The following is a 24,937-nucleotide window of genomic DNA, read 5'->3' on the forward strand; positions in this document are numbered from 1 at the left end:
CCCGGCCGCGAGCGAAAAAATGAGACAAAAAAAGCGGAGGATTTACTGATATTTCCATGTCAGTAAATCCTCCGTTTTCAATTTTAACCAGCCTTTAATGACTCTTTACTCCGCCGTATCCGAAGAACTGTCATCCTCCGTCTTTGCCGCAAGCAGTGTCTCGTAATTTTCCAGCATGGTCTTCACGTTATTTTTATTCACGAGTGACGGAACTCCGTCCTCATCTACCGTGTAATAGAAGCTCGAATCATACGGGCTGTAAGCAAATGTCAGGTCGCCGTCTGTCATATGGAAGACTGCGGTAAACTCGGCATCCTTGGCCTGCACGAGGCTTTCATCCTTCGTCTGTGCCTTCAGGCCAATGAGTGAAGAATAGAAGGTGGTAAACGTTGATTTATCAATCGTTTCATCGCCGCAGGTGTAACTGATTTCCTGTGTTGTGGAATCGCTGTCGTCATCCTTTTTCTCCTCCACATGGCGTACATACGTCTTCGTCTCGCCGTTATACGTAATATCAAGGCTCGTCAGATCCGATACATTTTCCATGCCGATATACATGTTCCAGAAATCAGATGCCTTCTTTCCGGTGAAGCTTTCAACGTTCGAAGCCGTCATCAGATGAACTTCATTCGAGCCGTCCAGCTTCACGTAATAAGAACCGCCGTCCTCATTTGCATTGCCGACATACAATACCAAATCTTTCTCCACCGTAACGGTTGTCGTTTCGGAAGAAGAGCTCGTTGCAGTGCTGTCGCTTGATGCAGAATCTGTTGTGGAATCCGAAGAAGTATCTGCCGTTGTTGTATCGTCAGCCTCAACCTCCTGCTCTTCCGTGTAATGCACGCGGATCGTCGTCTTTGGCTGATCAAGTCCATACTGGGAAAGATCCGATGCGTTGTACGTAACAAGATCTCCAAAGCTAAGAGATGCCACTGCACTTGTCATGGTGCCGATCGAATCCGCATCACCGCCATGTGCCGCTCCATCTGCGTCCACAACCTGCCATTCATCCGTCTGGAGTGCCGAATCAGCAGCGCTTACTTCTTTTGTCAGCGTATATCCGTTCTCACCCTCCACCTGCAGCTTTGTAATGTTTTCCGCCGTCACAGATGGCATGGATTCCGTTGTCGCCCACTCCATCATATCGGACGGGAACATCGTTCCAAGCGATGTGCTTACCAGATAAACCTTACTCGTATCATCGTTCAGATAAATATAGTATCTGCTCGAGCTGTTCTTATCTCCGACATGAATCGTCGTTTTCTCGTCTCCCGCAGTCACTACAACCTTCTGAGACGGCGTCTCGAGCCCAAAATCGGCCATAGAATCGATTTCATCGCCTTCAATGACTCTTTCTGCTGTCATGCTGCTAAGAGAGCTTAAAACGCTCGTTATCTTGCTGGCATCCAAGGGGAATCCATCCTCCTGGTCGTATGTCCAGATATCAGTATCATCGTCTCCTGCTGTTTTCGTAAAGGACACCGTCTCTCCGTTGATCTGGAACGAAAGCGCTGTTACATCATCTTTTGAAAAATCAACCACTTTTTCGGCGTCTGCACCAGAATCCGAACTGCTGCTGTCCGCATCGGCGGTGCCGTTTTTCTTCGTCAGCACCACCAGTACGGCAAGAAGCAGTACCAAAAGGATCAGGCAGGCCGCCATCTTTCCTTTTTTCTTCATCACTGTTTTCTCCTCTTCATCCAGATCATCACGCCAATCACAACAAGTACCAGCGGAATTCCCGCAATGGCAATAATAGACCAGGTGTTAACTGCTCCCTGTGTAAATACCAGGTTTGTATAGCTTGTGCTCTTGCTTGGAATAACAACGGTCTGCTCCACATCACACATGGAGGTCAGTGCAGTCGCTGCCAGCTTCGAGTTCGCACCGCTGATTGCCTGGTCGATCTGGCTGCTCAGCATCGATGCACTCGAGAAATAAATGATCTGTGTCTCTTTATCATCTACGGTCTCTGTGATGGAAACACCAAGGTCAAATGCGCCCGTCTCACTGTCTGCGCTCTTCGACCAGGTGCTGTTCTCCGGATCATTTTCAATATAAGCGTCCTCGGTGGTCGTCAGAAGGCTCTTGATCGTAATGGTATCACGATAAGAATCGAGCTTCTGAATTGCCTGTGCAACCGGCATCAGAATGTAATTACTCTTTACTTCGGTTGTAATGTCATCACTCTGAATGTTCGGCAGCAGATAATACGGCATCTGCGGATAATAATGCTGGGAATCGGTCTCTACAACAATTCCACTGGAGCGTTTCACGCCGTAGTTCTCCAGTATGGAATCCAGATTTGGCATATCCGTTCCGGTATAGCTGGTGAACATCAGAAGCTTTCCGCCGTTTTCCAGGTAGGTAATGACTTTATTTGCCTCATCCTCGGAGAAATCGGTGGTCGGGGACATGATCACAAGCTCCTCGGCATCCTCCGGGATATCGTCTGTCATCAGGGCAAGATCACTGATTTCCACATTGTTTTTATTAACGGCATCACTGAAGTTTGTAGAGAGATCGCTCTCAGAAGCCTCGCCGTGGCCGGTTACCCAGTAAACCTTCGGGTTGTTTTCACTCGTCACATACGTGATGGCGCTGGTAATCTGACCCTCGCCGTCAAAGCCGGTTGTCTGTGTCTGATAGGTCTGATAGTTTGTGGAAGTCTCCCACATATCACTGTTGCTGACCACCTTGCTCTTATCGCCGCATACGACAATTACACTGTTTGCAGCTACCGTCTGATCGGTATACTGACTCGTAAATTTCGGATACAGATCCGGGTCTTTTGTCTCTACTTTGATATGGTCAGAAAGCTCATCGTAGTGCTCCAGCAGCTTCTCGATGGTGTCATCCTCACTACCCTTCTGCACAATATAATACAGGGTAACATCTTGATCGAGATCCTTTAATGCCGTTTTCGTCTCATCTGTAACGGAATACATTTTCTGCGTACTCAGGTCAATCTGTGTTTTGCTGGTCGGAATCTGCGCCACAATCAGGTTAATAACCACAATCACAGCCAGAACAATCACCGTCATAATCGAAGAATAGGAGCCCTGTTTCAGGTGCTTTTTCTGCTCCTCGCCGGTAAACACTTCCTTCAGATGTTCTTTGGAGAACGTCTTTTTCAGCTTTTCTTTGATGTTAAAATTCATTTTATGCTGTTTCTTTTCTTTCTTTTCGCTGCTCATCGTCTCCACCTCCTAATTCCAGCGTTTCTTCTGCAGGGACTGCATTGCAAGGAAAGTGCAGATTGCAATGACGGACAGGTAGTAAACAACACTGCCAATGTCCAGAATACCGTTCACAAAGTTATCCATATGGCCTGCCATGTTGAATACACCGAGCAGATCCTGGATTTTGCCCTCGAGAAGGGTGGATTTTGTGAAGTAAACTGCCGTCAGCGCACCCTCGCCGATCACGGCAATCACACCGGTAATGATCGGGTTTTTAATCATACTGCCGATCCAGAGGCATACCAGTGCAATGATGATAAAGAAAGCAAAGAAAGAGCTTCCGGCTCCTTCCGGGAAGAAGTTTGCGATACCGCTCTCCACGTAGCACAAGAACAGGATCACAAAGCCGACAACGGCTGCGATGACCTGGCTCTCGGTGATGGATGAAACGAACACACCGACCGAAATATAGGCTGCTCCCAGCAGGAAATAGCCAAGGATCGAAGTGTAGGATACAGCGTAGGAAACTGTTCCGTGGGTTCCAAGAAGCAGCGGATACAGGCACATAATCAGCACTGGAATCACATAAATGGTGAGAAGTGCCAGATATTTTCCAAGGATAATATCGGAAATTTTTACCGGTGCGGTAAGGAGCAGCTGATCCGTCTTATTTTTCTGCTCCTCCGACAGGACACGCATTGTCAGAACCGGTACTGCGATCAGCAGAATAAATGCGGAATTCTGCAGCGCGTATCCGATCTCCGGGTAACCCTGCTGCAGGTTGATGGCCGTAAAATACAGGCCGAACAGCGCCAGAGTAAACGCCATAAACAGATATCCGATCATGCTTGTCAGATAGCTTTTTAACTCTTTTTTATAAATCGCCGTCATTGTGCGTCTCCCTCCTCCTGTTTTGTTTCAGCGGCTGATTCCGCTGCATCTGTGCTTTTTTCTTCAGACGTTTCCCCGACAGCCGTTTTGTCTGCTTCCGGTTCACATTCTTTTTCACATTCTTTTTGTTTCAGCTGTTCTTTCTCTGCTTTTTTCAGCTTTCTTGCAGCCTTTCCGGAATCATCGGTCAGCTCCAGGAAGACGTCTTCCAGAGACATCGAGGAGGAAGTCAGCTCGAGGATCGGGCAGTTGGCCTTTGCCAGTGCATAGAACAGCTCCTCGCGGATATCCTTATCCTTTTCAGTGGTAATTTTTACCTTAATCTGCTCCTCATTCGGCGTATTTTCATATTGGATCTCTTTTGCATCGAGCGCATTAAGCGCCGGAACCAGCTGCTTTCTCGTTCCGTGAACGGTACATGTAACCGTGTTTGATCCAAGCATCAGTTTACTTAAGTTTTCCGGGGTATCACTCGCAACGAGCTGTCCCTTTGCGATAATCATGACGTAATCGCAGACGGCGCTGACCTCGGAGAGGATATGGGAACTTAAGATAACGGTATGTTTTTTGCCCAGTGATTTAATCAGATCGCGGATCTCAATGATCTGCTTCGGGTCCAGACCTACGGTCGGCTCGTCGAGAATGATGATCGGCGGATAACCGAGCACCGCCTGTGCCAGTCCGACTCTCTGACGGTATCCTTTCGACAGGTTCTTGATCAGACGGTTCTGCATATCGGTGATCTTCACCAGATTCATGACCTCAAGAATCTGTTTCTTTCTCTGATCCTTTGGAATTTTCTTTAATTCCGCCACGAATTTCAGATATTCCAGAACGGTCATATCCGTGTAGACCGGCGGCAGCTCCGGCAGATAGCCGATGCATTTCTTTGCCTCCTCCGGCTCCTCCAGGATATTGTGGCCGTTGATCAGCACTTCGCCCTCCGTAGATGCCAGATAACCGGTGATGATGTTCATGGTCGTTGATTTTCCGGCTCCATTCGGGCCAAGAAATCCATAGATCTGGCCTTCTTCTACGGTAAAACTCAGGTTATTGACAGCTACGTGGTCGCCATAGCGTTTCACCAGGTTTTTAACCTCTATCAATGTTCCTTCCTCCTTGTTTCTTAAAGCAGTCCCAGCCCGCCCTTGGGGGTGAAAGAGCCGGAGATGCTCTCATTTTCTAAAGACACTTTATCTTATTCTGAAAATGTGATAATTTGCTGGAAAATTTGTGAAAAAACGGTGAAGCCATGGAGCAGTTTGTTTGTTTTTCGACGAAAAATCAATTTCTTTTACCATAAGAATCATGTATACTATAACGTATCCGCGGACGGACGCTTTTCCATTTTTGTTCCGCCGCGAAACATTACGCCGGACTTTTTCCCGTCCGGGACTAGAGATTTTAGGAGACTCTATGAATAAAAAAGACTACTACTGGGCCAAGTATATGCTGATTTTCGGCTTTTTCTGCATCTCTTTTGGCACCTCGATTTTCCTGAAAACCGAACACGCCCCCGATGAGGCGATGCGGATGCTGATTCCGGAATACATCGTCTCACACCACGCATTGCCGAACGGCATGGAGGAAGCCGTGCGCCATCCGCTGTGGGGATTCTCCTATGCGCTGTATCCGTATCTGACCGCGATCATCAGCTCCGTGTTTATGGCCATTACATCGCTGTTTACGAAAAATGCAGCGGCTCTTTTAACTGCCGCCCGCCTCACCAGCGTCCTTTCCGGCACCGGCACACTGATCGTTGTGTTTCTGATCGGCGAAGAACTCTTTGAACGGCGCGAATCGGCACTGCTCGGCGGTATTTTCGTCGGATTTCTGCCGCAGTTCGTGTTCCTCTCCTGCTATGTAAACAACGATTCGTTCGCCGTTTTCACGGTCGCACTGATCATCTACTTCTGGATTCGCGGCATGAAAAGCGCATTCTGCAAAAAAGACTGTATCGGCCTGGGAGCAGGCTGCGGACTCTGCGCGCTGTCGTACTATAACGCCTACGCGTACCTGCTGTGCAGCATTCTGCTGTTCTTCGCACTGATGATGCATTTTAAGAAACCGGCAAAGGAGATCTTCGCCAAAGCGCTTCTGATCTTCGCTATCGCCTTCCTGATCGGCGGCTGGTTCTTCATCCGCAATGCCGTCATCCACGACGGCGACCTGCTCGGCATGCGCACCACAAAGGAATCCGCATCGCTGTATGCCACTGAGGAGTACAAACCGGAAAACCGGCAGACACCGGCATCCGAAGGCTGGAGCTTTAAGCAGACGTATTTACAGACCCCGGAGGGCCGTACCTCCAACTGGCTGTTTTCAACCGTCAGCAGCTTCATCGGCTCGTTCTCCTACATGACCGTCCATCTCCCGATGGTGCTTTACCTGCTGTACGGTGCGCTGATGGCATTCGGATTCCTAGTGTTTTTGTTCCTCGGCATGGTTCCGCACTGGTTCCGCAAAAAGCCGCAGCTTCTCCTCTTTGTGATGCTGTTCCTCGCCTGCCTGATCACGCTGTTCATGGACATGTACAACACGTATTTCAGCGACTACCAGTCGCAGGGCCGCTACCTGATGCCGGCGCTCGTCCCTCTGATGATCTGGATCAATGACGGCTACTCTTCTCTCACCGCGAAACTTCCCGCCGAGTGGAAGCGCGCCTCCTGCCATCTGACACTCCTGCCTGGAACGATCTGGCTGGTACTGTTCCTCATCAGCTACATCGGATTTCTGATTCCGGGCTGCTGTATGGCATCCTAAACGTTTTCAGAACGTCAAAAAGCGCTGCAAAGAACTTTTTTCTTCTGTTCTTTGCAGCGCTTCTTTTATTTTCTTTGAATTTTTTACTGAATCGGCTCCTTCGCCGGTGTTCCCGCTTTTCTCGGGTACTTTTTCGGCGTTGCCTTCCCCTTCTCGATACAGACAAACGATCTCTCATCCTCTGTTCCCGTAAGCTGGAAGTAAACCGGCTCTTTTGCCTCGCCGCCGAGTACATGGATCGCTTTTTGGGCCGCAGTAAGCTCCTCATTCAATTTGCCCGATTTATACGAGACAAACCGTCCTCCCACCTTCACATATGGCAGACAATATTCCGAAAGGGAGCTTAAATTCGCCACTGCCCGCGATACCACGAGATCAAACTGCTCCCGGTAATCCTTCTGGCGTGCGAAATCCTCGGCTCTTCCGTGAACCGCCGTGATTTTCGAAAGGCCAAGCTGTCCGATCACCTCATTCAGGAATTTCACCCTCTTATTCAGTGAATCCAGCAATACAACTTCCACCTCCGGAAACGCGATTTTCAGCGGGATTCCCGGAAAACCGGCTCCCGTTCCCACGTCGAGAATGCGTCCTGCCTGTGCCACATCACAGACCTTCACCAGCGACAGGCTGTCGAGGAAATGCTTCGTAATCACCTGATCGAACTCCGTAATCGCCGTCAGATTCATAAACGAATTCCACTCCACCAGCAGCTCGTAATACTGCAGAAACTGCGTTTTCTGCTCCTCGGAGAGCGCGATGCCAAGCTCCGCAAGGCCGCGCTCAAATCCTTCAAGATTATATTCTTTCATACTTTTCTCCGTCTTTTATTTATGTCCCAGATACACCAGCAGAACCGAAATATCCGCCGGGGAAACGCCCGAAATACGGGATGCCTGGCCGATGTTGATCGGGCGGTACAGGTTCAGCTTCTGTTTCGCCTCGATGCGCAGGCTCTGGATCTCGTCGTAATTGATGTTCTCCGGGATTTTCTTCTCTTCCATCTTCTTGAACTGCTCCACCTGCTTCATCTGGCGCTTGATGTAGCCGTCATACTTGATGTTGATGTTGACCTGCTCCTGCACATCCTCCGGCAGCTTTGGTCGTTTCGGATCTACTTCTGCCAGCATTTTATAGTTCAGCTCCGGCCGGCGGATCAGCTCTGCAAGTGAGCTTCCGCCGGAAAGCAGCGTCGAGCCATATTCTGCCAGCAGTTCATTGACATTCGAGCTCGTTCCCACATACGTGTTCTCCACACGCTCAATCTCTTCCTGGATCTGCTGTTCTTTCCGTTTCAGTGCCGCATACTGCTCCTCGCTGATCAGTCCCACGCGGTAGCCGTATTTGCGCAGACGCAGGTCCGCATTGTCCTGGCGGAGCAGCAGACGATATTCCGCGCGGCTCGTCATCATTCGGTACGGCTCGTGGTTCTCTTTCGTTACGAGGTCATCGATCAGAACACCGATGTACGACTCGGAACGGTCGAGCACCAGCTCCTCTTTTCCCTGCACGCGGAGCGCCGCATTGATGCCCGCGATCAGGCCCTGTGCCGCAGCTTCCTCGTATCCTGAACTGCCGTTAAACTGGCCGCCGGAAAACAGATTTTTGATCGCCTTGAACTCCAGGGACGGCAGAAGCTGTCTCGGATTGATACAGTCATACTCGATCGCATACGCATTCCGCACAATTTTTGCATGCTCCAGACCCGGCACGGTGTGATACATCGCAATCTGCACATCCTCCGGCAGTGAACTCGACATGCCGCCGACGTACATCTCGTTTGTATATCTTCCCTCTGGCTCCAGGAACACCTGGTGGCGGTTTTTATCGGCAAATTTTACGACTTTATCCTCAATCGAAGGACAGTACCGCGGACCAGTTCCCTCGATCATGCCGGAATAGAGCGGCGACCGGCTGAGATTTTCGCGGATGATTTTGTGCGTCTCCTCGTTCGTATACGTCAGCCAGCAGGATTCCTGATCAATCTGTACACTCTCCGGATCGGTCGAGAACGAGAACGGCACAACCCGCTCATCGCCGAACTGCTCTTCCATCTTGGAGAAGTCGATGCTCCGCTTGTCGATACGCGCCGGTGTTCCGGTCTTAAAGCGCACCATCTCCACGCCGTTTGCTTTCAGGGAATCCGTCAGATGCGTTGCCGCCTGCAGACCGTTCGGTCCCGTATACGTGCTCACATCACCGTAAATGCACCGCGCATTCAGGTAAACACCGGTACAGAGCACTGCAGCCTTGCAGTGGTAAATTGCACCGGAAACGGCTTTTACGCCCGTCAGAACGCCGTCTTCCACGATCAGCTCCGCAATCTCCATCTGGCGGATCGTCAGATGATCGGTGTTTTCGAGAACCTCGCGCATCGACTGGCTGTACGCCCGCTTGTCTGCCTGCGCACGCAGTGAATGCACCGCCGGTCCCTTTGATTTATTCAGCATTTTCGACTGAATAAACGTCTTATCAATATTTTTACCCATCTCACCGCCGAGCGCGTCGATCTCTTTTACGAGGTGTCCCTTCGAGGTTCCTCCGATGTTCGGATTGCACGGCATCATCGCGATGCTGTCGACACTTACCGTAAATACAACCGTTTCCAGCCCCATCCGCGCTGCCGCAAGTGCTGCCTCGCATCCCGCATGGCCCGCACCGATGACGGCAATATCAATTGTTTCTTCTAAAACTGCCATTTTTCCTGTCCTTTTCTATCTAAACTCTACGAACTGTTTCGTGACTATTTGCCTGTACAGAACTTGCTGAAAATCTCATTCACAAGGTCCTCTCCCACCGCTTCACCGATGATCGAGCCAAGTTCCTCATACGCATTCATTAGGTCAATCGAGAAGAAGTCCTCCGGCATACCCATTTCGATGCTGCCTGCCGTCAGCTCCAGACTCTTTTTTGCTTCCAGAAGCGCCTGTTTATGGCGCGCATTCGTGATGTAAACCTCATCGTTGAACGAAATTTCACCTTGGAAGAACATCTTTTTCATCTGCTCCTCCAGCTCTTCCATGCCCGTCTCTTCCCGCGCCGAAATGCTGATGACCGGAGCACCTGTCTTCTGCTCCATCTCCTCTTTTTCGATCACCGCGGTCAGATCTGATTTATTCAGCAGCACAATCGCCTTGCGCCCTTTCAGGATCTCCATAATTTTCGCATCATTCTCATCGAGCGGCACCGACGCATCCACCACGTAGAGGATCAGATCCGCATCTTTTGCGTGTTCGAGCGCACGGTCCACGCCGATTTTCTCGACCGTGTCCGCCGTCTTGCGGATACCCGCCGTATCGAGAATCCGAAGGGAAATACCCTTCAGCACCAGATTTTCCTCGAGCACATCGCGCGTCGTTCCGGCGATATCCGTTACAATCGCCTTTTCCTCTCCGGCCAGCAGATTCAAAAGCGACGATTTTCCGGCATTCGGCTTTCCAAGAATAACCGTCTTGATGCCCTCCTGGATCATCTTACCCTCATCCGCAGATGCCAGGAGCTTTTCAACCTGCTTTTTCTGCTCCGCAACAACCACGGCCAGCCGCTCCGGGTATCCGTCCAGACTGATGTGCTCCGGGTCATCAAGCGCCGACTCGATAAACGCGATCTCATAAATCAGCTTCTCGCGAATTGCCCGGATCGCCTTTTTCACCGTTCCGCGCAGCTGGCTCTCGGAGCTTTTTAAGGCATACGCACTCTTTGCCGAGATGACATCCATAACCGCCTCGGCCTGCGTCAGATCCATTCTTCCATTCAGAAACGCCCGTTTCGTAAACTCACCCGGATCTGCCGCCCGCGCACCGGCATTTAAGACTGCCTCGAGCACTTTTTTCACCGCCAGCACCCCGCCGTGACAGTCGATCTCGACGGTATTCTCGCCCGTATATGTTTTCGGCCCTTTCATCACCATGACAAGGACCTCATCAATCACTTCCTCCCCTTCGGTAATCCATCCATAATGAATCGTATGGGATTTGACCGCGGAAAGCTTTTTTCCTTCTTTTTTTGCACGGAATACGCGGTCCGCCACTTCGAACGCATCGTTTCCGCTGATTCTTACAATACCAATTCCCGCCGGCGCCATCGCTGTGGACACTGCGGCAATTGTATCATCCAAATGAAATCCTGCCATTGTTTCCAGTCCTTTCTAAAACCTCTCTTTTTGGGGATCCCAGTATTCAGATCCACATTTTTTCTTTCCTTTCGCATGGCTCTGAATAGTTCCATTTTAGCAGAAAACCAGAAAAGACGGTACCCCGTATTTTACACAGGTACCGTCTTTTTGCATGTTTTTTACGCTTTTCTTATCGTTTCGGCGCTACAACTACGTGGCGGTATGGCTCGCTGCCCTCGCTGTAGGTCTCCACGAATTTATTTCCCTGCAGTGCAGAGTGGATGATTCTTCTCTCGTAAGGATTCATCGGCTCCAGAGAAACCGGTCTTCTGGTCTTTTTCACTTTGTAAGCGATGTTTCTTGCCAGATTTTCCAGTGTTTCTTTTCTGCGTTTGCGGTAGTTCTCCGTATCAAGTTTGACACGAACGTAATCCTTCTGCTCTTTGTTGACCACAAGGCTGGTCAGATACTGAAGGGAATCCAGTGTCTGTCCTCTTTTTCCGATCAGGATACCCATATCCTCACCGGCAAAATCAACTTCCAGAGAACCGTTCTCGGCATTATACTCCATCTGGATCTCAACCGGGAGCTCCATGGCTTTGAATACACCGCTTAAGAACTCAAGTGCCGTTGCCTTGATCTGGGCGATTTCCTCGTCTGTTCTCTGAACTACTTCACGCTCTTCTCTTGGCTCGGAGCGTCTTGCAGTTTCTGCCTGACGCGGAGCAGATTTTCTTTCCGTTTCTTTCTTTACAGCTTCTTTTTTCGGCGCTTCCTTTACCGGTGCAGGAGCTGCCTCTTTTTTCTCTGGTTTCTGGGGTGCTTCCGGTTCTTTTTCCGGTGCGGCTTTTACAGCGGCACGAATCACAGCCGGTTTACTTCCGATTCCAAAGAATCCGGAACTGCCTTCGCTGATGACCTGGATCTCCAGTTTATCGCTGGCAGCCTGAAGCTCAATGCAGGCTTTTGTAATAGCGTCGTCCACTGTTTTTGCGGATACTTCGATAAACTCCATAAAGATTTACCCCCTATTTTTTCTTTTTGCTGTTCTTTTCATCAAACTGTTTTACCATGTTTGCTTTCGCAGCGATGCTTCCGGCGCGGTATTCCTGATTACTGTTGTAATACTCAGTCGAAGCCTTTCTTGCTGCCTCTTTTTCCTCAGCAGACGGCTCTTCGTTCTCCTGTACCTGAATATTACGCACACTCTGCGTTGCAGCCTGTGTGATTTTCTGCGGCGGAAGGCCGGCTTTTTCTCTCTTCTTGGCCGCTTTTTCCTGATTTTTGCGGATCACCTCATCCATGTCAATCGAGGACATATGACGGTTGATCACAACCTGCTGTACGCTTCGAACAAGCGCACCTGCAATCCAGTAAATACCAATACCGATGGAGAACGATAAACACATAAATGCGGAGAAAACAGGCATTACCGTGTTCATGGTCTTCATGGAATTTTCCATGGAATTTGCTGTCTTATTTCCGTTGTTGGAAGATGGTGCCTGCGGCATCAGCTTGTAGTTCAGCCACTGGGTAAACCATGCCAGAACCGGCACCAGAATTGCTCCTACAATCAGAAGAGCAGATCCGTTTGCCATACCCTCGCGGATGACATCCATCGGAGACTGTGTGATATTAAATCCAAGGAACATGTTAATATGCTTGGACTCCGCGGCGGTTTTTGTAATGGTATCCGCAATACCGGAGAACTCGCTGATATCGGCCAGCTTCGTCCACTGGGACGGTTTCAGCACATAAAACATGTCCAGAAGGTTATTTTCGGTTAATGTTTCACTTACTTTACTGTACATGGTAACACGGTTATCTGTGATAAACTGTGTCAGGATGTCAGAATATCCTGATACACCCATCATCTGTGTTGTCAGTCCCTGGAATACATTGCGGACACTTCCGATATATCCCGGAATATGATAGATAACCTGGTACAGTGCAAGCAGAATCGGCATCTGAACCAGCAGTGTACTGCAGCTTCCTGTCGGGGAGACACCGTATTTCTGATAAACTGCCATGGTTTCTTCAGATTTTTTCATCTGAGAAGCCTGGTCTTTTTTGTTCTGATATTTCTTTTCAATTCTCTGCAGATCCGGCTGCATTACGCTCATCATCTTCGACATCTTCTGCTGCTTGATCTGAAGCGGCGTCAGAACGAGATAAATGATAATCGTATACAGAATAATCGCAATACCGATGTTCGGAATTCCAATTTTTTCCAGGCAAAAATAAATTCCATTGATCAGCCAGCCGAGGATCTGGCATACCCACCCGATAATCGGCCACGTTGACTTACTCAGTACGATATCCAAAACGTCTTTTCCTCCTTATTTATCTACGGCACAGGGTCGTAACCTCCGTGTGAAAACGGGTTACATCTCAGTATTCTCCATAATGCCAGCAGACTTCCTTTGAAAGCACCATATTTCTGAATCGCTTCCAGCCCGTACTGCGAGCAGGTCGGCGTATAAGGGCAGTGCACCCTCTTCAGAGGAGACAGGTACTTCTGATAAAACCGGATACCTTTTATCAATACCGTCTTCATTTTTCTGTTTCCTTTAATATATGATGTAGTTTTCCCAGATGCAAAATTGCTCCCTCTATCTCGAAATACGTACAGTTTTTTGCATTAACTCTTGCGATCACAACTACATCCATTCCACACTGAAATTCCTCTTCATGCAGACGATAACTCTCCCGGATCAGTCTCGCCAGATGGTGGCGCACAACGCTGTTTCCCACCTTTTTACTTACTGAAATTCCAATCCGGTTCCGTCCCAGCTGATTTTTCTTCACATACATGACCAGAAATCGGTTTGCAAACGATGTTCCCTGCTTATAAACCAGCTGAAAATCTCTGTTTTTTTTCAGGCTTTCCGAATATTTCATGAATCCATTCTTTCCTTCATGATTTGTCTAAATTTTCTTTTCATTGAATAGCTTTAGATAGAAGAAAAGACCACATAAATTTTATGCGGCCTTTGGTTTTATGCTGATAATTTTTTTCTTCCTTTTAATCTTCTTGCAGCTAAAACTTTTCTTCCACCTTTTGTGCTCATTCTTGCTCTGAATCCGTGAACTTTAGCTCTGGATCTTTTTTTCGGCTGAAATGTCATTTTCATAAGATAAGGCACCTCCTTTAAATTCTAATCAATAACTGCCTGCAAGGCAGTATTTCACTACATGTATGACAGAAAACATCATTTCAATTATATTCATAAACCCCCATTTCGTCAACCCTAAAATCAATAATTTTCGCAGTTTTTTTCGGAAAAAATGCCGCTCTGACGCGGTTTTCCGGTCTGCCGCTGCCCGTGCCTTCCGTGTGCTGATTTTCGGTTTATCCACAACTTATCCACACTGTCCGCCGCACGCGTACAAATACCAGTTCGATTTTTGTGCTTTCCACACGATATCTTGTAACCGTAATCAACATTATCCACAATCTGTGGATAACCTTGTGGATAACTTTCGGTTTTGCTGTGTACAACCTGTGGGCATTTCCAATTTTTCCAGTATTTACGCCATGTATAATGTGTATATAAGTTTTCCAGACTTTACACATTTCGGTTTTTCCAGCCCTCTATCCACAATTTTATCAACATAAGATTCCCTGTTATCCACAAACTATCCTCCATTTCATCAACAGGAAAATTTTTTACACATTCTGTGGATAAAAAAATAATTATCCACATTTTTGGGTTGAATAAAACGGCATTTTATTATATCATATAGAAGTAAAAATGCGACTATTCGGGGAAAATTTCGTTTTCCAGACAGAAGTTATCCCCAAAAAGCAATGATTATAGAAGCGGAGCGACAGAAAAAGCATGGAAATCGTACAAGATAAATGGAAAGAAATACTGCAGAGAGTGCGGGACGAGCACGAATTATCTGAGATCTCCTTTACTACATGGATTGAACCACTTACGATCCATTCGGTTGAGGACAATCTGATCACAATCCTGGTTCCATCCGAAAAAATGGGTCTCGATTACGTGAGCAAAAAATATACTCTTCCTATTAAAGTGGCAATCGCGGAAATCACAGGTGTCAACTATGAGATCCGCTTTATTCTTCCGGAAGAAGTGAAACAGGAAAAAGCGCCTGCTCCCGTCCAGAAAAATCTCTATGTGCCGAACCTGAATCCAAAGTATACCTTTGATACCTTCGTGGTCGGCAGCAATAACAAATTTGCCCATGCAGCTTCTCTCGCCGTGGCCGAATCCCCGGGAGAAATCTACAATCCGCTGTTTTTATACGGTGGTGTTGGACTGGGCAAAACCCATCTGATGCACTCGATCGCACATTTTATTCTTCAGAAGAACCCGTCTTCGCGGATTCTCTACGTAACGAGTGAAGAATTTACCAATGAAGTCATCGAGGCTATCCGAAACAGCAACAACACCGCAATGACCAAATTCCGTGAGAAATACCGCAATATCGACGTACTTCTCATCGATGATGTGCAGTTTATTATAGGAAAGGAATCCACGCAGGAAGAGTTTTTCCATACCTTCAATACGCTGCACGGCGCCAACAAACAGATCATCCTTTCTTCGGATCGTCCCCCGAAAGACATGGATATCCTGGAAGACCGCATCCGTTCCCGTTTCGAATGGGGACTCCTTGCCGATATCCAGAGCCCGGATTATGAGACGCGAATCGCCATTCTCCGAAAGAAACAGGAATTAGACGGCTATTCCGTCAGCGACGATGTGATCGAATACATCGCTTCCAATATTAAATCGAACATCCGTGAGTTGGAAGGCGCTCTCAACAAAATCATTGCATACGCAAACCTTGAAAAACGTGAAATCAACATTGATCTTGCAGAGCAGGTGCTGCGCGACATCATCTCCCCGAACGAGAAGAAGGTGATCACGCCGGAATTTATCATCGACACCGTTGCAGATCACTTCGATATTACGCCGTCCGACATTGTCGGCAGCAAGCGGAGCAGCAAAATCGTATTCCCGCGCCAGATCGCAATGTATCTGTGCCGCGAAATGCTCGATGCCCCGCTGACCGGAATCGGAAAAATGATGGGCGACCGCGATCATACCACTGTCATGCACGGCATTGAGAAGATCGAAAAGGAAATGAGTGCTAAAGACAGTGTCCGCAACACGGTAGACATCTTAAAGAAGAAGATCAACCCGTCGAAATAGGCGGAGCCTTTGTAACTCTGTCAAAACGGTTAAAACTGATTTACATTTATATAAGAAGAAACTCATCGGTTGACAGGCCCTTATTTATACACAAACCGATGTGGAAAGCCTGTGGATGAATTGTGGACAAATTTGGGGCCTGAAGTTATCAACATTTCATACACAGGTTCACGTTCGATTATTCACAGAGTTATACAGATCGATTTTTCCAGTATTTCCGCATTCTTGACGGGGTTTTCCACATATCCACAGCCCCTACGACTAAGACTACGGATTTTTACTATATTTTTTCTTTATAAGCAGACTCACCAAACAGTGAGGAAAGGAGAGTTATCCACAATTATGAAATTAGTGTTTGACAAAGCAGACCTTGTAAAAAGCGTTGGTATCGCTATGAAAGCTGTCTCCGGTAAAACAACCATGCCGATTCTGGAATGCATTCTGATTGATGCATCTTCCAACGTGATCAAATTTACCTCCAACGATATGGAACTCGGAATCGAAACCATCGTCACAGGTATGATTCTGGAACGCGGTATTGTTGCTCTGGATGCAAAGATTTTTTCTGAGATCGTAAGAAAACTTCCGGATAATCAGGTTACAATAGAAACAGATGAAAATCTGGTAACCACGATTACGTGTGAAAAAGCAAAATTCAACATTCCGGGACAGTCAGGAGAAGATTTTTCCTATCTGCCGATTCTCGAAACTTCCGATTGTGTTTCCATTTCCCAGTTCACCTTAAAAGAACTGATCCGTCAGACCATTTTCTCCATTGCAGCCAATGAGAACAACAAACTGATGACCGGTGAGCTTTTTGAAATCAAAGATAACACACTTCGCGTCGTATCTCTGGACGGACACCGTATTGCGATCCGCAGAATTGAGCTGAAAGATTCGTATCCGGACCGAAAAGTCGTTGTTCCGGGAAAAACCCTGAACGAAATCAGCAAAATTCTGTCCGGCGAGATGGATGATCAGATTGATATTTACTTCTCGGAAAACCATATTATGTTCAAGTTCGATGATACAACGGTCGTTTCCAGACTGATCGACGGTGAATATTTCCGCATCGACCAGATGCTTTCGAGTGATTACGAGACAAAAGTGACGATCAACAAAAAAGAATTCTTAAGCTGTATCGACCGTGCGACGCTTCTTGTCAAAGAAGGCGACAAAAAACCGATCATCATCGACATCCAGGATGGAGCGATGGAACTGCAGATCAACTCCGCGATGGGTTCCATGAAAGAAGAGATCGATATCAACAAAGAAGGCAAGGATATTATGATCGGTTTTAACCCGAAATTCCTGATCGATGCACTTCGTGTTATTGACGACGAGGAAATTTCGATTTATCTGGTCAACCCGAAGGCTCCATGTTTTATCCGGAACGAAGAAGAGAGCTATATCTATCTGATTCTGCCGGTAAACTTCAATTCCGTGAGATAAGTCACATAAGTTTGAAATCTGCCGGAACCTTTTCTGAAAGAACTTTCAGCGGTTTTACAGCCACACAGGTTGAAAACTGCGAACTTACGTGAGGAAAAGGCACGGCAGTGCAGGAGGAAAAAATGGAAATTATTACGCTGCGTGAAGATTACATCAAACTGGGCCAGGCATTAAAAGCTGCGGCTCTGGTAGAAGACGGCGTGGAAGCAAAGCTCGTCATCAAGGACGGCTGCGTGACCGTAAACGGTGAAGTAGATACCCGCCGCGGCCGCAAGCTCTATGACGGAGATGTTGTCTGCTACAATGGAAATGAGATACAAATTAAAAAATAAGGCTTAAAAACTTAAGCTGATTTTTCACGGACGAGTGCTCATGTATATCAAATCTTTAGAACTGAAGAACTATCGGAATTATGAGAGTTTATGCATAAATATCAGCCCCGGAACGAATATTCTCTACGGCGACAATGCCCAGGGAAAGACGAATATTCTCGAGGCTTTATATCTCGCGGGTACGACAAAATCGCACCGCGGCAGCAAGGACCGCGAAATCATCCAGTTTGACCGGGAGGAAGCCCATATCCGGATGATGGTGGAGCGGAACGGCAGCACGCATAAAATCGATATGCATCTGAAAAAAAATAAATCCAAGGGAATCGCCATCGATGGAGTTCCGATCCGCAAAGCGTCGGAACTTTTTGGCATTGTAAATATTGTGTTTTTCTCTCCGGAGGACCTGAATATCATCAAAAACGGTCCTGCGGAGCGCCGGCGTTTCCTGGATAGCGAAATTTGTCAATTGTCAAGACTATACATGATCGAGCTTGCCAATTATAATAAAGTGGTGGCGCAGAGAAACAAGCTGCTTAAAGAGATTTCGTTTTCCGGCAGAATGGCGGATACGCTCGAGATCTGGGATGAGCAGATGGTCCGCTATGGAACAAGCATTATTTCCGAGCGGAAAAAGTTTATCAGCCGCCTGAATGATATTTTATCCGAGATCCATCAGAATCTGACCGGAGGAAAGGAGCAGATTCTGATTACTTATGAACCGAATGTGTCCGAGGAAGCGTTTTCCGAAGAGTTAAAAGCCGGAAGAGAGCGTGATCTGCGTTTCGGACAGTCCTACACCGGGCCGCACCGGGACGATTTCTGTGTGCGGGTCAACGACATTGATATCCGTAAATACGGTTCCCAGGGGCAGCAGAGGACGGCGGCGCTTTCGCTGAAACTGGCGGAGATCCGTCTGGTCGAGGAGGAAATTCACGATACACCGGTTTTACTGCTGGATGATGTTTTGTCGGAACTGGACGGCAGTCGGCAGAATTATCTTCTGCAGAGCATTCACAGCATACAGACACTGATTACCTGTACCGGACTGGACGAGTTTGTCGAAAATCATTTTGAGGCAAACAGCGTATTCCAGGTGGTCGAGGGATCTGTGTTTCACAAAGAAACAGGAGGAATCTAAATGAGTACAGAGAACATGGAAAAGACAGAGTATGGTGCAGACCAGATTCAGATTCTGGAGGGTCTGGAAGCCGTACGGAAGCGCCCAGGTATGTATATCGGCAGTACCTCCGCACGGGGACTTCACCATCTGGTCTATGAGATTGTCGACAACTCGGTAGACGAGGCACTGGCAGGATACTGCAAAAATATTGACGTTACGATTAACCCGGACAACTCCATCACCGTCATCGACGACGGCCGTGGTATTCCGGTCGGCATCAATCATAAGTCGGGCCTTCCGGCCGTTGAGGTTGTCTTTACGGTGCTGCACGCAGGCGGAAAGTTCGGCGGCGGAGGGTACAAGGTATCCGGCGGTCTGCACGGCGTTGGTGCATCCGTTGTAAATGCGCTGTCCAACTGGCTTGAGGTGCGCGTTTATCACGATGGAAAGGTTTACTTCCAGCGGTATGAGCGCGGAAAAACCATGAATAAGCTGGAGGTCATCGATACCTGTCCGATCGAAAAAACAGGTACCGAGGTCCGTTTCCTGCCGGATGACACGATGTTCGAGGAGACGGTTTATGATTACGACGTTTTAAAAACAAGACTCCGCGAGACCGCATTTCTGACCAAGGGACTGCGCATTGTTCTGCGCGATCTGCGCACGGATCCGGTAGTGGAAAAAGCATTCCACTACGAGGGCGGTATCAAAGAGTTTGTCAGCTACCTGAACAAGAGCAAAACGGCGCTCTACCCGGACATCATCTACTGCGAGGGAGAAAGAGACGGCGTTCTCGTTGAGGTTGCGATGCAGCACAACGATTCCTATCAGGAAAATACGTACGGTTTCGTCAACAACATTACGACGCCGGAGGGCGGTACCCATATCGTGGGCTTCCGGAATGCGCTGACGAAAACCTTTAATGAATATGCAAGAGCAAATAAACTGCTAAAAGACAGCGAACCGAACCTGACCGGAGAGGATATCCGCGAGGGTATGACGGCGATTGTCAGCATCAAAATCGAGGAGCCGCAGTTCGAGGGCCAGACAAAGCAGAAACTTGGAAACAGCGAGGCGAGAGGAGCAGTCGACAATATCGTGAGCACCCAGCTCGAGCTGTTCCTGGAGCAGAACCCGGCTGTCGCAAAAACGATCGTTGAAAAGTCCCTGCTTTCCCAGCGTGCGAGAGAGGCTGCAAGAAAAGCGCGTGACCTGACGAGAAGAAAATCCGCACTGGACGGTATGTCCCTGCCTGGAAAACTGGCAGACTGTACCGACAAGGATCCGAAAAACTGTGAGATCTTCCTGGTCGAGGGAGATTCCGCGGGCGGTTCCGCAAAATCCGCGAGAAGCCGTGCAACGCAGGCGATCCTGCCTCTGCGTGGAAAAATCCTGAATGTAGAGAAAGCACGTCTCGATAAAATTTATGCCAATGCCGAGATCAAAGCGATGATTACGGCATTCGGAACCGGAATCCACGATGATTTCGATATCACCAAACTGCGCTACGACAAGATCATCATCATGACCGATGCCGATGTCGACGGCGCGCACATCGACACGCTGATGCTGACGTTCCTGTACCGCTTCATGCCGGAGCTGATCAAACAGGGCCACGTTTACCTGGCACAGCCGCCGCTGTTCAAGATTGAGAAAAACAAAAAAGTATGGTACGCATACGACGACGATCAGATGAATCAGATCCTCAATGAGATCGGACGCGGAGATAATAAGATCCAGCGTTACAAAGGACTGGGAGAGATGGATGCGGAGCAGCTCTGGGAGACCACCATGGACCCGGAACGCCGTGTTCTGCGCCGCGTTGTGTTCGATGAAGAGTATTCTTCTGAAATTGATCTTACCTTCAATACGCTCATGGGCGACAAGGTAGAACCGCGCCGTGACTTTATCGAAGAGAGAGCAAAATACGCAAACAACCTGGATATCTAAAAAGTCCTGTGAACTGAAGTGGAGGAAAAGATGGAAGATAATGTTTTTGATAAAATTCACGAGGTCGATCTGAAAGACACGATGGAGGAATCCTACATCAACTACGCGATGAGCGTAATTGCATCCCGTGCACTTCCAGACGTCCGCGATGGCTTAAAGCCGGTACAGAGACGTATTCTGTACTCCATGAGTGAACTGAACAATACGCCGGATAAGCCGCACCGTAAGTGCGCGCGTATCGTCGGTGATACGATGGGTAAATATCACCCGCACGGCGACAGCTCTATCTACGGAGCACTCGTCAACATGGCACAGGACTGGGCAACCCGTTATCCGATGGTGGACGGCCATGGAAACTTTGGTTCCGTCGACGGCGACGGCGCTGCGGCTATGCGATACACAGAGGCACGTTTAAGCAAAATCTCGATGGAGATGCTGGCGGATATCAACAAAGACACCGTAGACTTCGCCCCGAACTTTGATGAAACCGAAAAAGAGCCTGTTGTTATGCCGGCCCGCTACCCGAACCTTCTGGTAAACGGTACTTCCGGTATCGCAGTCGGTATGGCAACGAACATCCCGCCGCACAATCTGCGCGAGGTGGTAAGTGCCATTGTAAAAATTATTGATAATATCATCGAGGAGGACCGTACGACAGATCTCGAGGAGATTCTCGGCATTGTAAAAGGCCCTGACTTCCCGACCGGAGCAGAAATCCTCGGCACCCGCGGCATCGACGAGGCCTACCGTACCGGCCGCGGTAAAATCCGTGTTCGTGCGGTATCAAACATCGAGACACTGCCGAATGGAAAGAGCGAGATCATCGTAACCGAGATCCCGTACATGGTAAACAAGGCGCGCCTGATCGAGAACATCGCCGCGCTGGTAAGAGATAAAAAGATCGATGGCATCACCGGCATTGCGGACCACTCCAACCGTGAGGGTATGCGCATCTGTATCGAACTGCGCCGCGACGCCAATGCAAACGTCATCTTAAACCAGCTGTACAAACATACCCAGATGCAGGATACCTTTGGTGTGATCATGCTTGCACTGGTAAACAATCAGCCGAAAGTCATGAACCTTCTGGAGATGCTGACGTATTATCTGCAGCACCAGGAAGAGGTTGTGACGAGAAGAACGAAATACGACCTGAACAAAGCGCAGGAGAGAAGCCATATTCTGGAAGGACTCTTAAAAGCGCTTGACCATATTGACGAAGTGATCCATATCATCCGTGCATCCGCGAATGCGGCAGAGGCAAAGAAGAACCTGATGGAACGCTTCGATCTGAGTGATGCCCAGGCCCAGGCAATCGTAGACATGCGTCTGCGCGCTCTGACCGGTCTGGAACGGGAGAAGCTCGAGAACGAGTACAAAGAGCTGATGGCGCGCATCGAGCAGTTAAAAGCCATCCTCGCAGACCGCAAGGTGCTTCTTGGCGTTATCCGCAGGGAGATTCTGACCGTATCCGAAAAATACGGCGATGACAGAAGAACTTCCATCGGCTTTGATGAGTACGATCTCTCCATGGAGGATCTGATTCCGCGCGAGAATACCGTCATCACCATGACGAAACTGGGCTATATCAAACGTATGACCGTTGACAACTTCCGCAGCCAGAACCGCGGCGGCAAGGGAATCAAGGGCATGCAGACCATCGAGGACGACTACATCGAGGAGCTTCTGATGACGACGACCCATCATTACCTGATGTTCTTTACGAATACGGGAAGAGTCTACCGTCTGAAAGCATACGAGATTCCGGAGGCGTCCAGAACCGCAAGAGGAACGGCGATTGTCAACCTTCTCCAGCTGCAGCCGGGAGAGAAGATTACCGCTGTTATTCCAATGCGCAAATATGAGAAGGGCCATTATCTGTTTATGGCAACGAAAAAGGGACTGGTGAAGAAGACGCCGCTCGAAGAGTACGAGAACGTCAGAAAAACGGGTCTTGCTGCCATTGCGCTCCGCGATGATGATGAACTGATTGAAGTTAAGACAACTGATAACGAGAAAGAGATTATTCTGGTAACGAAATTCGGCCAGTGTATCCGCTTTAAGGAAAACGATGTGCGTACGACAGGCCGTGTTTCCATGGGTGTACGCGGCATCAACCTTCTGGACGGCGATGAAGTAGTCGGCATGCAGATCTGCACGCAGGGAGACTATCTCCTTGTCGTATCCGAAAACGGCATGGGCAAACGGACGCCGATGGCAGAGTTTACCGTACAGCTCCGCGGCGGCAAGGGTGTCAAATGCTATAAGATTACCGAAAAGACCGGAAACCTGATCGGTTCCAAGGCGGTCAACGAGGATAATGAGATCATGATGATCACCACAGAGGGAATCATCATCCGTACGCCATGCTCCGGCATTTCTGTGATGGGACGGATCACATCCGGCGTTAAGCTGATGGATGTGGACGGCGAAATCAAGGTTGCCAGCATTGCAAAAGTAAGAGACAAAGAGGCGTCCGAGGAGACTCCGGTTTCGGAGAAAGAGAACGAAACGGATTCTGAGAAAACGCAGGAATAATACAGCGTCGCAAAACGTGCCTGAGAGAAAAAAGCTCAGGCACGTTTTGCTCGTTTGGGGAAGGGGAGAAAAACATGAAACGAATTTTACTGATGGTGCTGCGGAATCTGCTTCTGGTTCCGTGGATGTGGTGCCGGCTCTGTTACCATGCAGCGCATCCGGACAAGTACAGTCTGGAAGAGCACTTTAAAATGCTGCGCTTTGTTGTACAGCGGGCGAACAAAGGCGGAAACGTCATTGTGGAATCCTATGGAGCAGAAAATCTTCCGGAGCAGGACGGTTTTGTGATGTATCCGAATCATCAGGGACTGTACGATGTGCTGGCGATCGCAGGAGCGTGCTCGCGTACCTTTACAGTTGTTGCCAAAAAAGAGGTAGAGCATATTCCGTTTTTAAAACAGGTCTTTGCGTGCATCCACGCGCTGTTTATGGACCGGGAGAATCTGCGGCAGTCAATGCAGGTTATCAATGAGGCGGCCGATGTCGTAAAAGAAGGCAAAAACGTCATTCTGTTTCCGGAAGGAACGAGGAGCAGAAAGGGAAACCAGCTGCTGGAGTTTAAAAGCGGCAGCTTCAAGATCGCAGTAAAAGCAAAATGCCCGATCGTGCCGGTTGCGTTAAAAAACTGTTTTGTTCCGTTTGACTCCAATACCGTCCGTCCCGTAACGGTAGAAGTCCATTTTCTCGACCCGATCCCATACGAGGAATACCAGGGAATGAAGACAACAGAGATTGCCGAGATGGTAAAGAAGAGAATTGAAGCCGTCGTAACCGCGTAGCGGTTTCAGAAAAGAGCGTGATATGCGCTCTTTTCTGCTATTCTGGGGGGCTGATTTGGGTTCTGTAAGGCATATTTTCTATAATAGTAAGAAAAAAACAAAAAATTCGAAAAAACGGGTTGACAAGAACGTAAGGTTTTTGTATAATAAACCATGCGTCACGAATGAGTGACCGCACATATCATTTTATATTTAGGCATTTGGAGAAGTACTCAAGTGGCTGAAGAGGCGCCCCTGCTAAGGGTGTAGGTCGGGTAACCGGCGCGAGGGTTCAAATCCCTCCTTCTCCGTTTAAAAGCCAAAAACAAAATGATATTTTTTGTGGAAAAAGTTCTTGACAAACAGCTTCACATCTGATAAGATAGCAGAGTTAGTGATGGGTTTGAAAAAACTAATCTCAAAAAATAAATCAAAAAAGTTCTTGACAAAAGCGAATGAGTTTGATAAAATAAACGAGTTGCTGATCGAAAGAACGGCGAAGAAGTTAAAAAAACTTCAAAAAAATAAATCAAAAAAATTCTTGACAAACGAAAAGCTCTGTGGTAATATAAACGAGCTGATCCGAGTCGGAACGGCAAAGATCCTTGATAATTAAACAATGAAACACATCCTCGAAAGTTCTGAATAAGTAATTCA

Annotated in this window: 20 protein-coding genes and 1 tRNA gene; 9 read left to right on the forward strand and 12 right to left on the reverse strand. The window is 48.3% G+C overall.

The window, feature by feature from the left end:
- Positions 1 to 105: 105 nt before the first annotated feature.
- From DW915_RS12285 to DW915_RS12300, 4 genes are read right to left on the reverse strand one after another with little or no spacing between them, the layout of a single operon-like run.
- The gene (locus DW915_RS12285; RefSeq protein ID WP_118742218.1) at positions 106 to 1,680 is read right to left on the reverse strand and encodes a DUF4340 domain-containing protein; all 1,575 of its coding nucleotides are present in this window, start codon (positions 1,678 to 1,680) and stop codon (positions 106 to 108) included.
- Complete coding sequence (locus DW915_RS12290; RefSeq protein ID WP_243033834.1) at positions 1,680 to 3,197, reverse strand: GldG family protein; 1,518 nt, start codon at positions 3,195 to 3,197, stop codon at positions 1,680 to 1,682. Before DW915_RS12290 ends, DW915_RS12285 begins: the two co-directional genes overlap by 1 nt.
- Before the next feature lie 12 nt (positions 3,198 to 3,209).
- On the reverse strand, positions 3,210 to 4,073 hold the full coding sequence (locus DW915_RS12295) for an ABC transporter permease subunit (protein ID WP_118742219.1): 864 nt from the start codon (positions 4,071 to 4,073) through the stop codon (positions 3,210 to 3,212).
- A complete protein-coding gene (locus DW915_RS12300) occupies positions 4,070 to 5,179 on the reverse strand; it encodes an ABC transporter ATP-binding protein (RefSeq protein WP_022462026.1) in 1,110 nt (369 codons plus the stop codon). Before DW915_RS12300 ends, DW915_RS12295 begins: the two co-directional genes overlap by 4 nt.
- 310 nt (positions 5,180 to 5,489) lie before the next feature.
- On the opposite strand from DW915_RS12300, the gene DW915_RS12305 reads away from it, so the two are divergent.
- On the forward strand, positions 5,490 to 6,836 hold the full coding sequence (locus tag DW915_RS12305) for a glycosyltransferase family 39 protein (RefSeq protein WP_158581060.1): 1,347 nt from the start codon (positions 5,490 to 5,492) through the stop codon (positions 6,834 to 6,836).
- Positions 6,837 to 6,919: 83 nt separating this feature from the next.
- Here the strand turns inward: DW915_RS12305 and rsmG are convergent, their stop codons facing one another.
- The 8 genes from rsmG to rpmH form a co-directional block, all read right to left on the reverse strand.
- Complete coding sequence (gene rsmG, locus DW915_RS12310; protein ID WP_118742221.1) at positions 6,920 to 7,645, reverse strand: 16S rRNA (guanine(527)-N(7))-methyltransferase RsmG; 726 nt, start codon at positions 7,643 to 7,645, stop codon at positions 6,920 to 6,922.
- Between the two features lie 15 nt (positions 7,646 to 7,660).
- Positions 7,661 to 9,532 carry a tRNA uridine-5-carboxymethylaminomethyl(34) synthesis enzyme MnmG gene (gene mnmG / locus DW915_RS12315; protein ID WP_118595955.1) on the reverse strand — a complete coding sequence of 624 codons (1,872 nt, stop codon included), beginning with the start codon at positions 9,530 to 9,532 and terminating at the stop codon, positions 7,661 to 7,663.
- A gap of 44 nt (positions 9,533 to 9,576) precedes the next feature.
- Positions 9,577 to 10,965 (reverse strand): tRNA uridine-5-carboxymethylaminomethyl(34) synthesis GTPase MnmE, encoded by a 1,389-nt coding sequence (mnmE, locus tag DW915_RS12320; RefSeq protein ID WP_055225963.1) that lies wholly within the window; start codon positions 10,963 to 10,965, stop codon positions 9,577 to 9,579.
- A 172-nt stretch (positions 10,966 to 11,137) separates the two neighbouring features.
- Positions 11,138 to 11,962, reverse strand: coding sequence for an RNA-binding cell elongation regulator Jag/EloR (jag, locus tag DW915_RS12325; protein ID WP_022462269.1), 825 nt, complete (start codon positions 11,960 to 11,962; stop codon positions 11,138 to 11,140).
- Between the two features lie 13 nt (positions 11,963 to 11,975).
- Positions 11,976 to 13,271, reverse strand: a complete 1,296-nt coding sequence (yidC, locus tag DW915_RS12330; RefSeq protein ID WP_022462270.1) for a YidC/Oxa1 family membrane protein insertase — start codon at positions 13,269 to 13,271, stop codon at positions 11,976 to 11,978.
- A gap of 23 nt (positions 13,272 to 13,294) precedes the next feature.
- Positions 13,295 to 13,504: a membrane protein insertion efficiency factor YidD gene (gene yidD, locus DW915_RS12335; protein WP_022462271.1), complete on the reverse strand. Its 210-nt coding sequence runs from the start codon at positions 13,502 to 13,504 to the stop codon at positions 13,295 to 13,297.
- Positions 13,501 to 13,848, reverse strand: coding sequence for a ribonuclease P protein component (rnpA, locus tag DW915_RS12340; protein WP_118742222.1), 348 nt, complete (start codon positions 13,846 to 13,848; stop codon positions 13,501 to 13,503). Before rnpA ends, yidD begins: the two co-directional genes overlap by 4 nt.
- A 98-nt stretch (positions 13,849 to 13,946) precedes the next feature.
- A complete protein-coding gene (rpmH, locus tag DW915_RS12345; RefSeq protein ID WP_005952426.1) occupies positions 13,947 to 14,081 on the reverse strand; it encodes a 50S ribosomal protein L34 in 135 nt (44 codons plus the stop codon).
- A gap of 708 nt (positions 14,082 to 14,789) precedes the next feature.
- On the opposite strand from rpmH, the gene dnaA reads away from it, so the two are divergent.
- From dnaA to DW915_RS12385, 8 genes are all read left to right on the forward strand, one after another.
- The gene (gene dnaA / locus DW915_RS12350) at positions 14,790 to 16,130 is read left to right on the forward strand and encodes a chromosomal replication initiator protein DnaA (protein ID WP_022462273.1); all 1,341 of its coding nucleotides are present in this window, start codon (positions 14,790 to 14,792) and stop codon (positions 16,128 to 16,130) included.
- A 342-nt stretch (positions 16,131 to 16,472) separates the two neighbouring features.
- Entirely contained in the window at positions 16,473 to 17,582 is a 1,110-nt protein-coding gene (gene dnaN, locus DW915_RS12355) for a DNA polymerase III subunit beta (RefSeq protein ID WP_022462274.1), read from the forward strand.
- 122 nt (positions 17,583 to 17,704) lie between these two features.
- Positions 17,705 to 17,914: an RNA-binding S4 domain-containing protein gene (locus tag DW915_RS12360; protein ID WP_055225968.1), complete on the forward strand. Its 210-nt coding sequence runs from the start codon at positions 17,705 to 17,707 to the stop codon at positions 17,912 to 17,914.
- 40 nt (positions 17,915 to 17,954) lie between these two features.
- A complete protein-coding gene (recF, locus tag DW915_RS12365; protein WP_022462276.1) occupies positions 17,955 to 19,052 on the forward strand; it encodes a DNA replication/repair protein RecF in 1,098 nt (365 codons plus the stop codon).
- On the forward strand, positions 19,053 to 20,984 hold the full coding sequence (gyrB, locus tag DW915_RS12370) for a DNA topoisomerase (ATP-hydrolyzing) subunit B (RefSeq protein WP_022462277.1): 1,932 nt from the start codon (positions 19,053 to 19,055) through the stop codon (positions 20,982 to 20,984). It begins immediately after the preceding gene.
- A 30-nt stretch (positions 20,985 to 21,014) separates the two neighbouring features.
- Positions 21,015 to 23,522, forward strand: coding sequence for a DNA gyrase subunit A (gyrA, locus tag DW915_RS12375; RefSeq protein ID WP_118742223.1), 2,508 nt, complete (start codon positions 21,015 to 21,017; stop codon positions 23,520 to 23,522).
- A gap of 74 nt (positions 23,523 to 23,596) precedes the next feature.
- Complete coding sequence (locus DW915_RS12380) at positions 23,597 to 24,301, forward strand: lysophospholipid acyltransferase family protein (RefSeq protein ID WP_022461024.1); 705 nt, start codon at positions 23,597 to 23,599, stop codon at positions 24,299 to 24,301.
- Positions 24,302 to 24,503: 202 nt separating this feature from the next.
- Positions 24,504 to 24,591, forward strand: a tRNA-Ser gene (locus tag DW915_RS12385).
- Positions 24,592 to 24,937: the final 346 nt, after the last annotated feature.

The sequence above is a fragment of the Blautia sp. AM42-2 genome (assembly GCF_003480245.1).
GTDB lineage: Bacteria > Bacillota > Clostridia > Lachnospirales > Lachnospiraceae > Fusicatenibacter > Fusicatenibacter saccharivorans.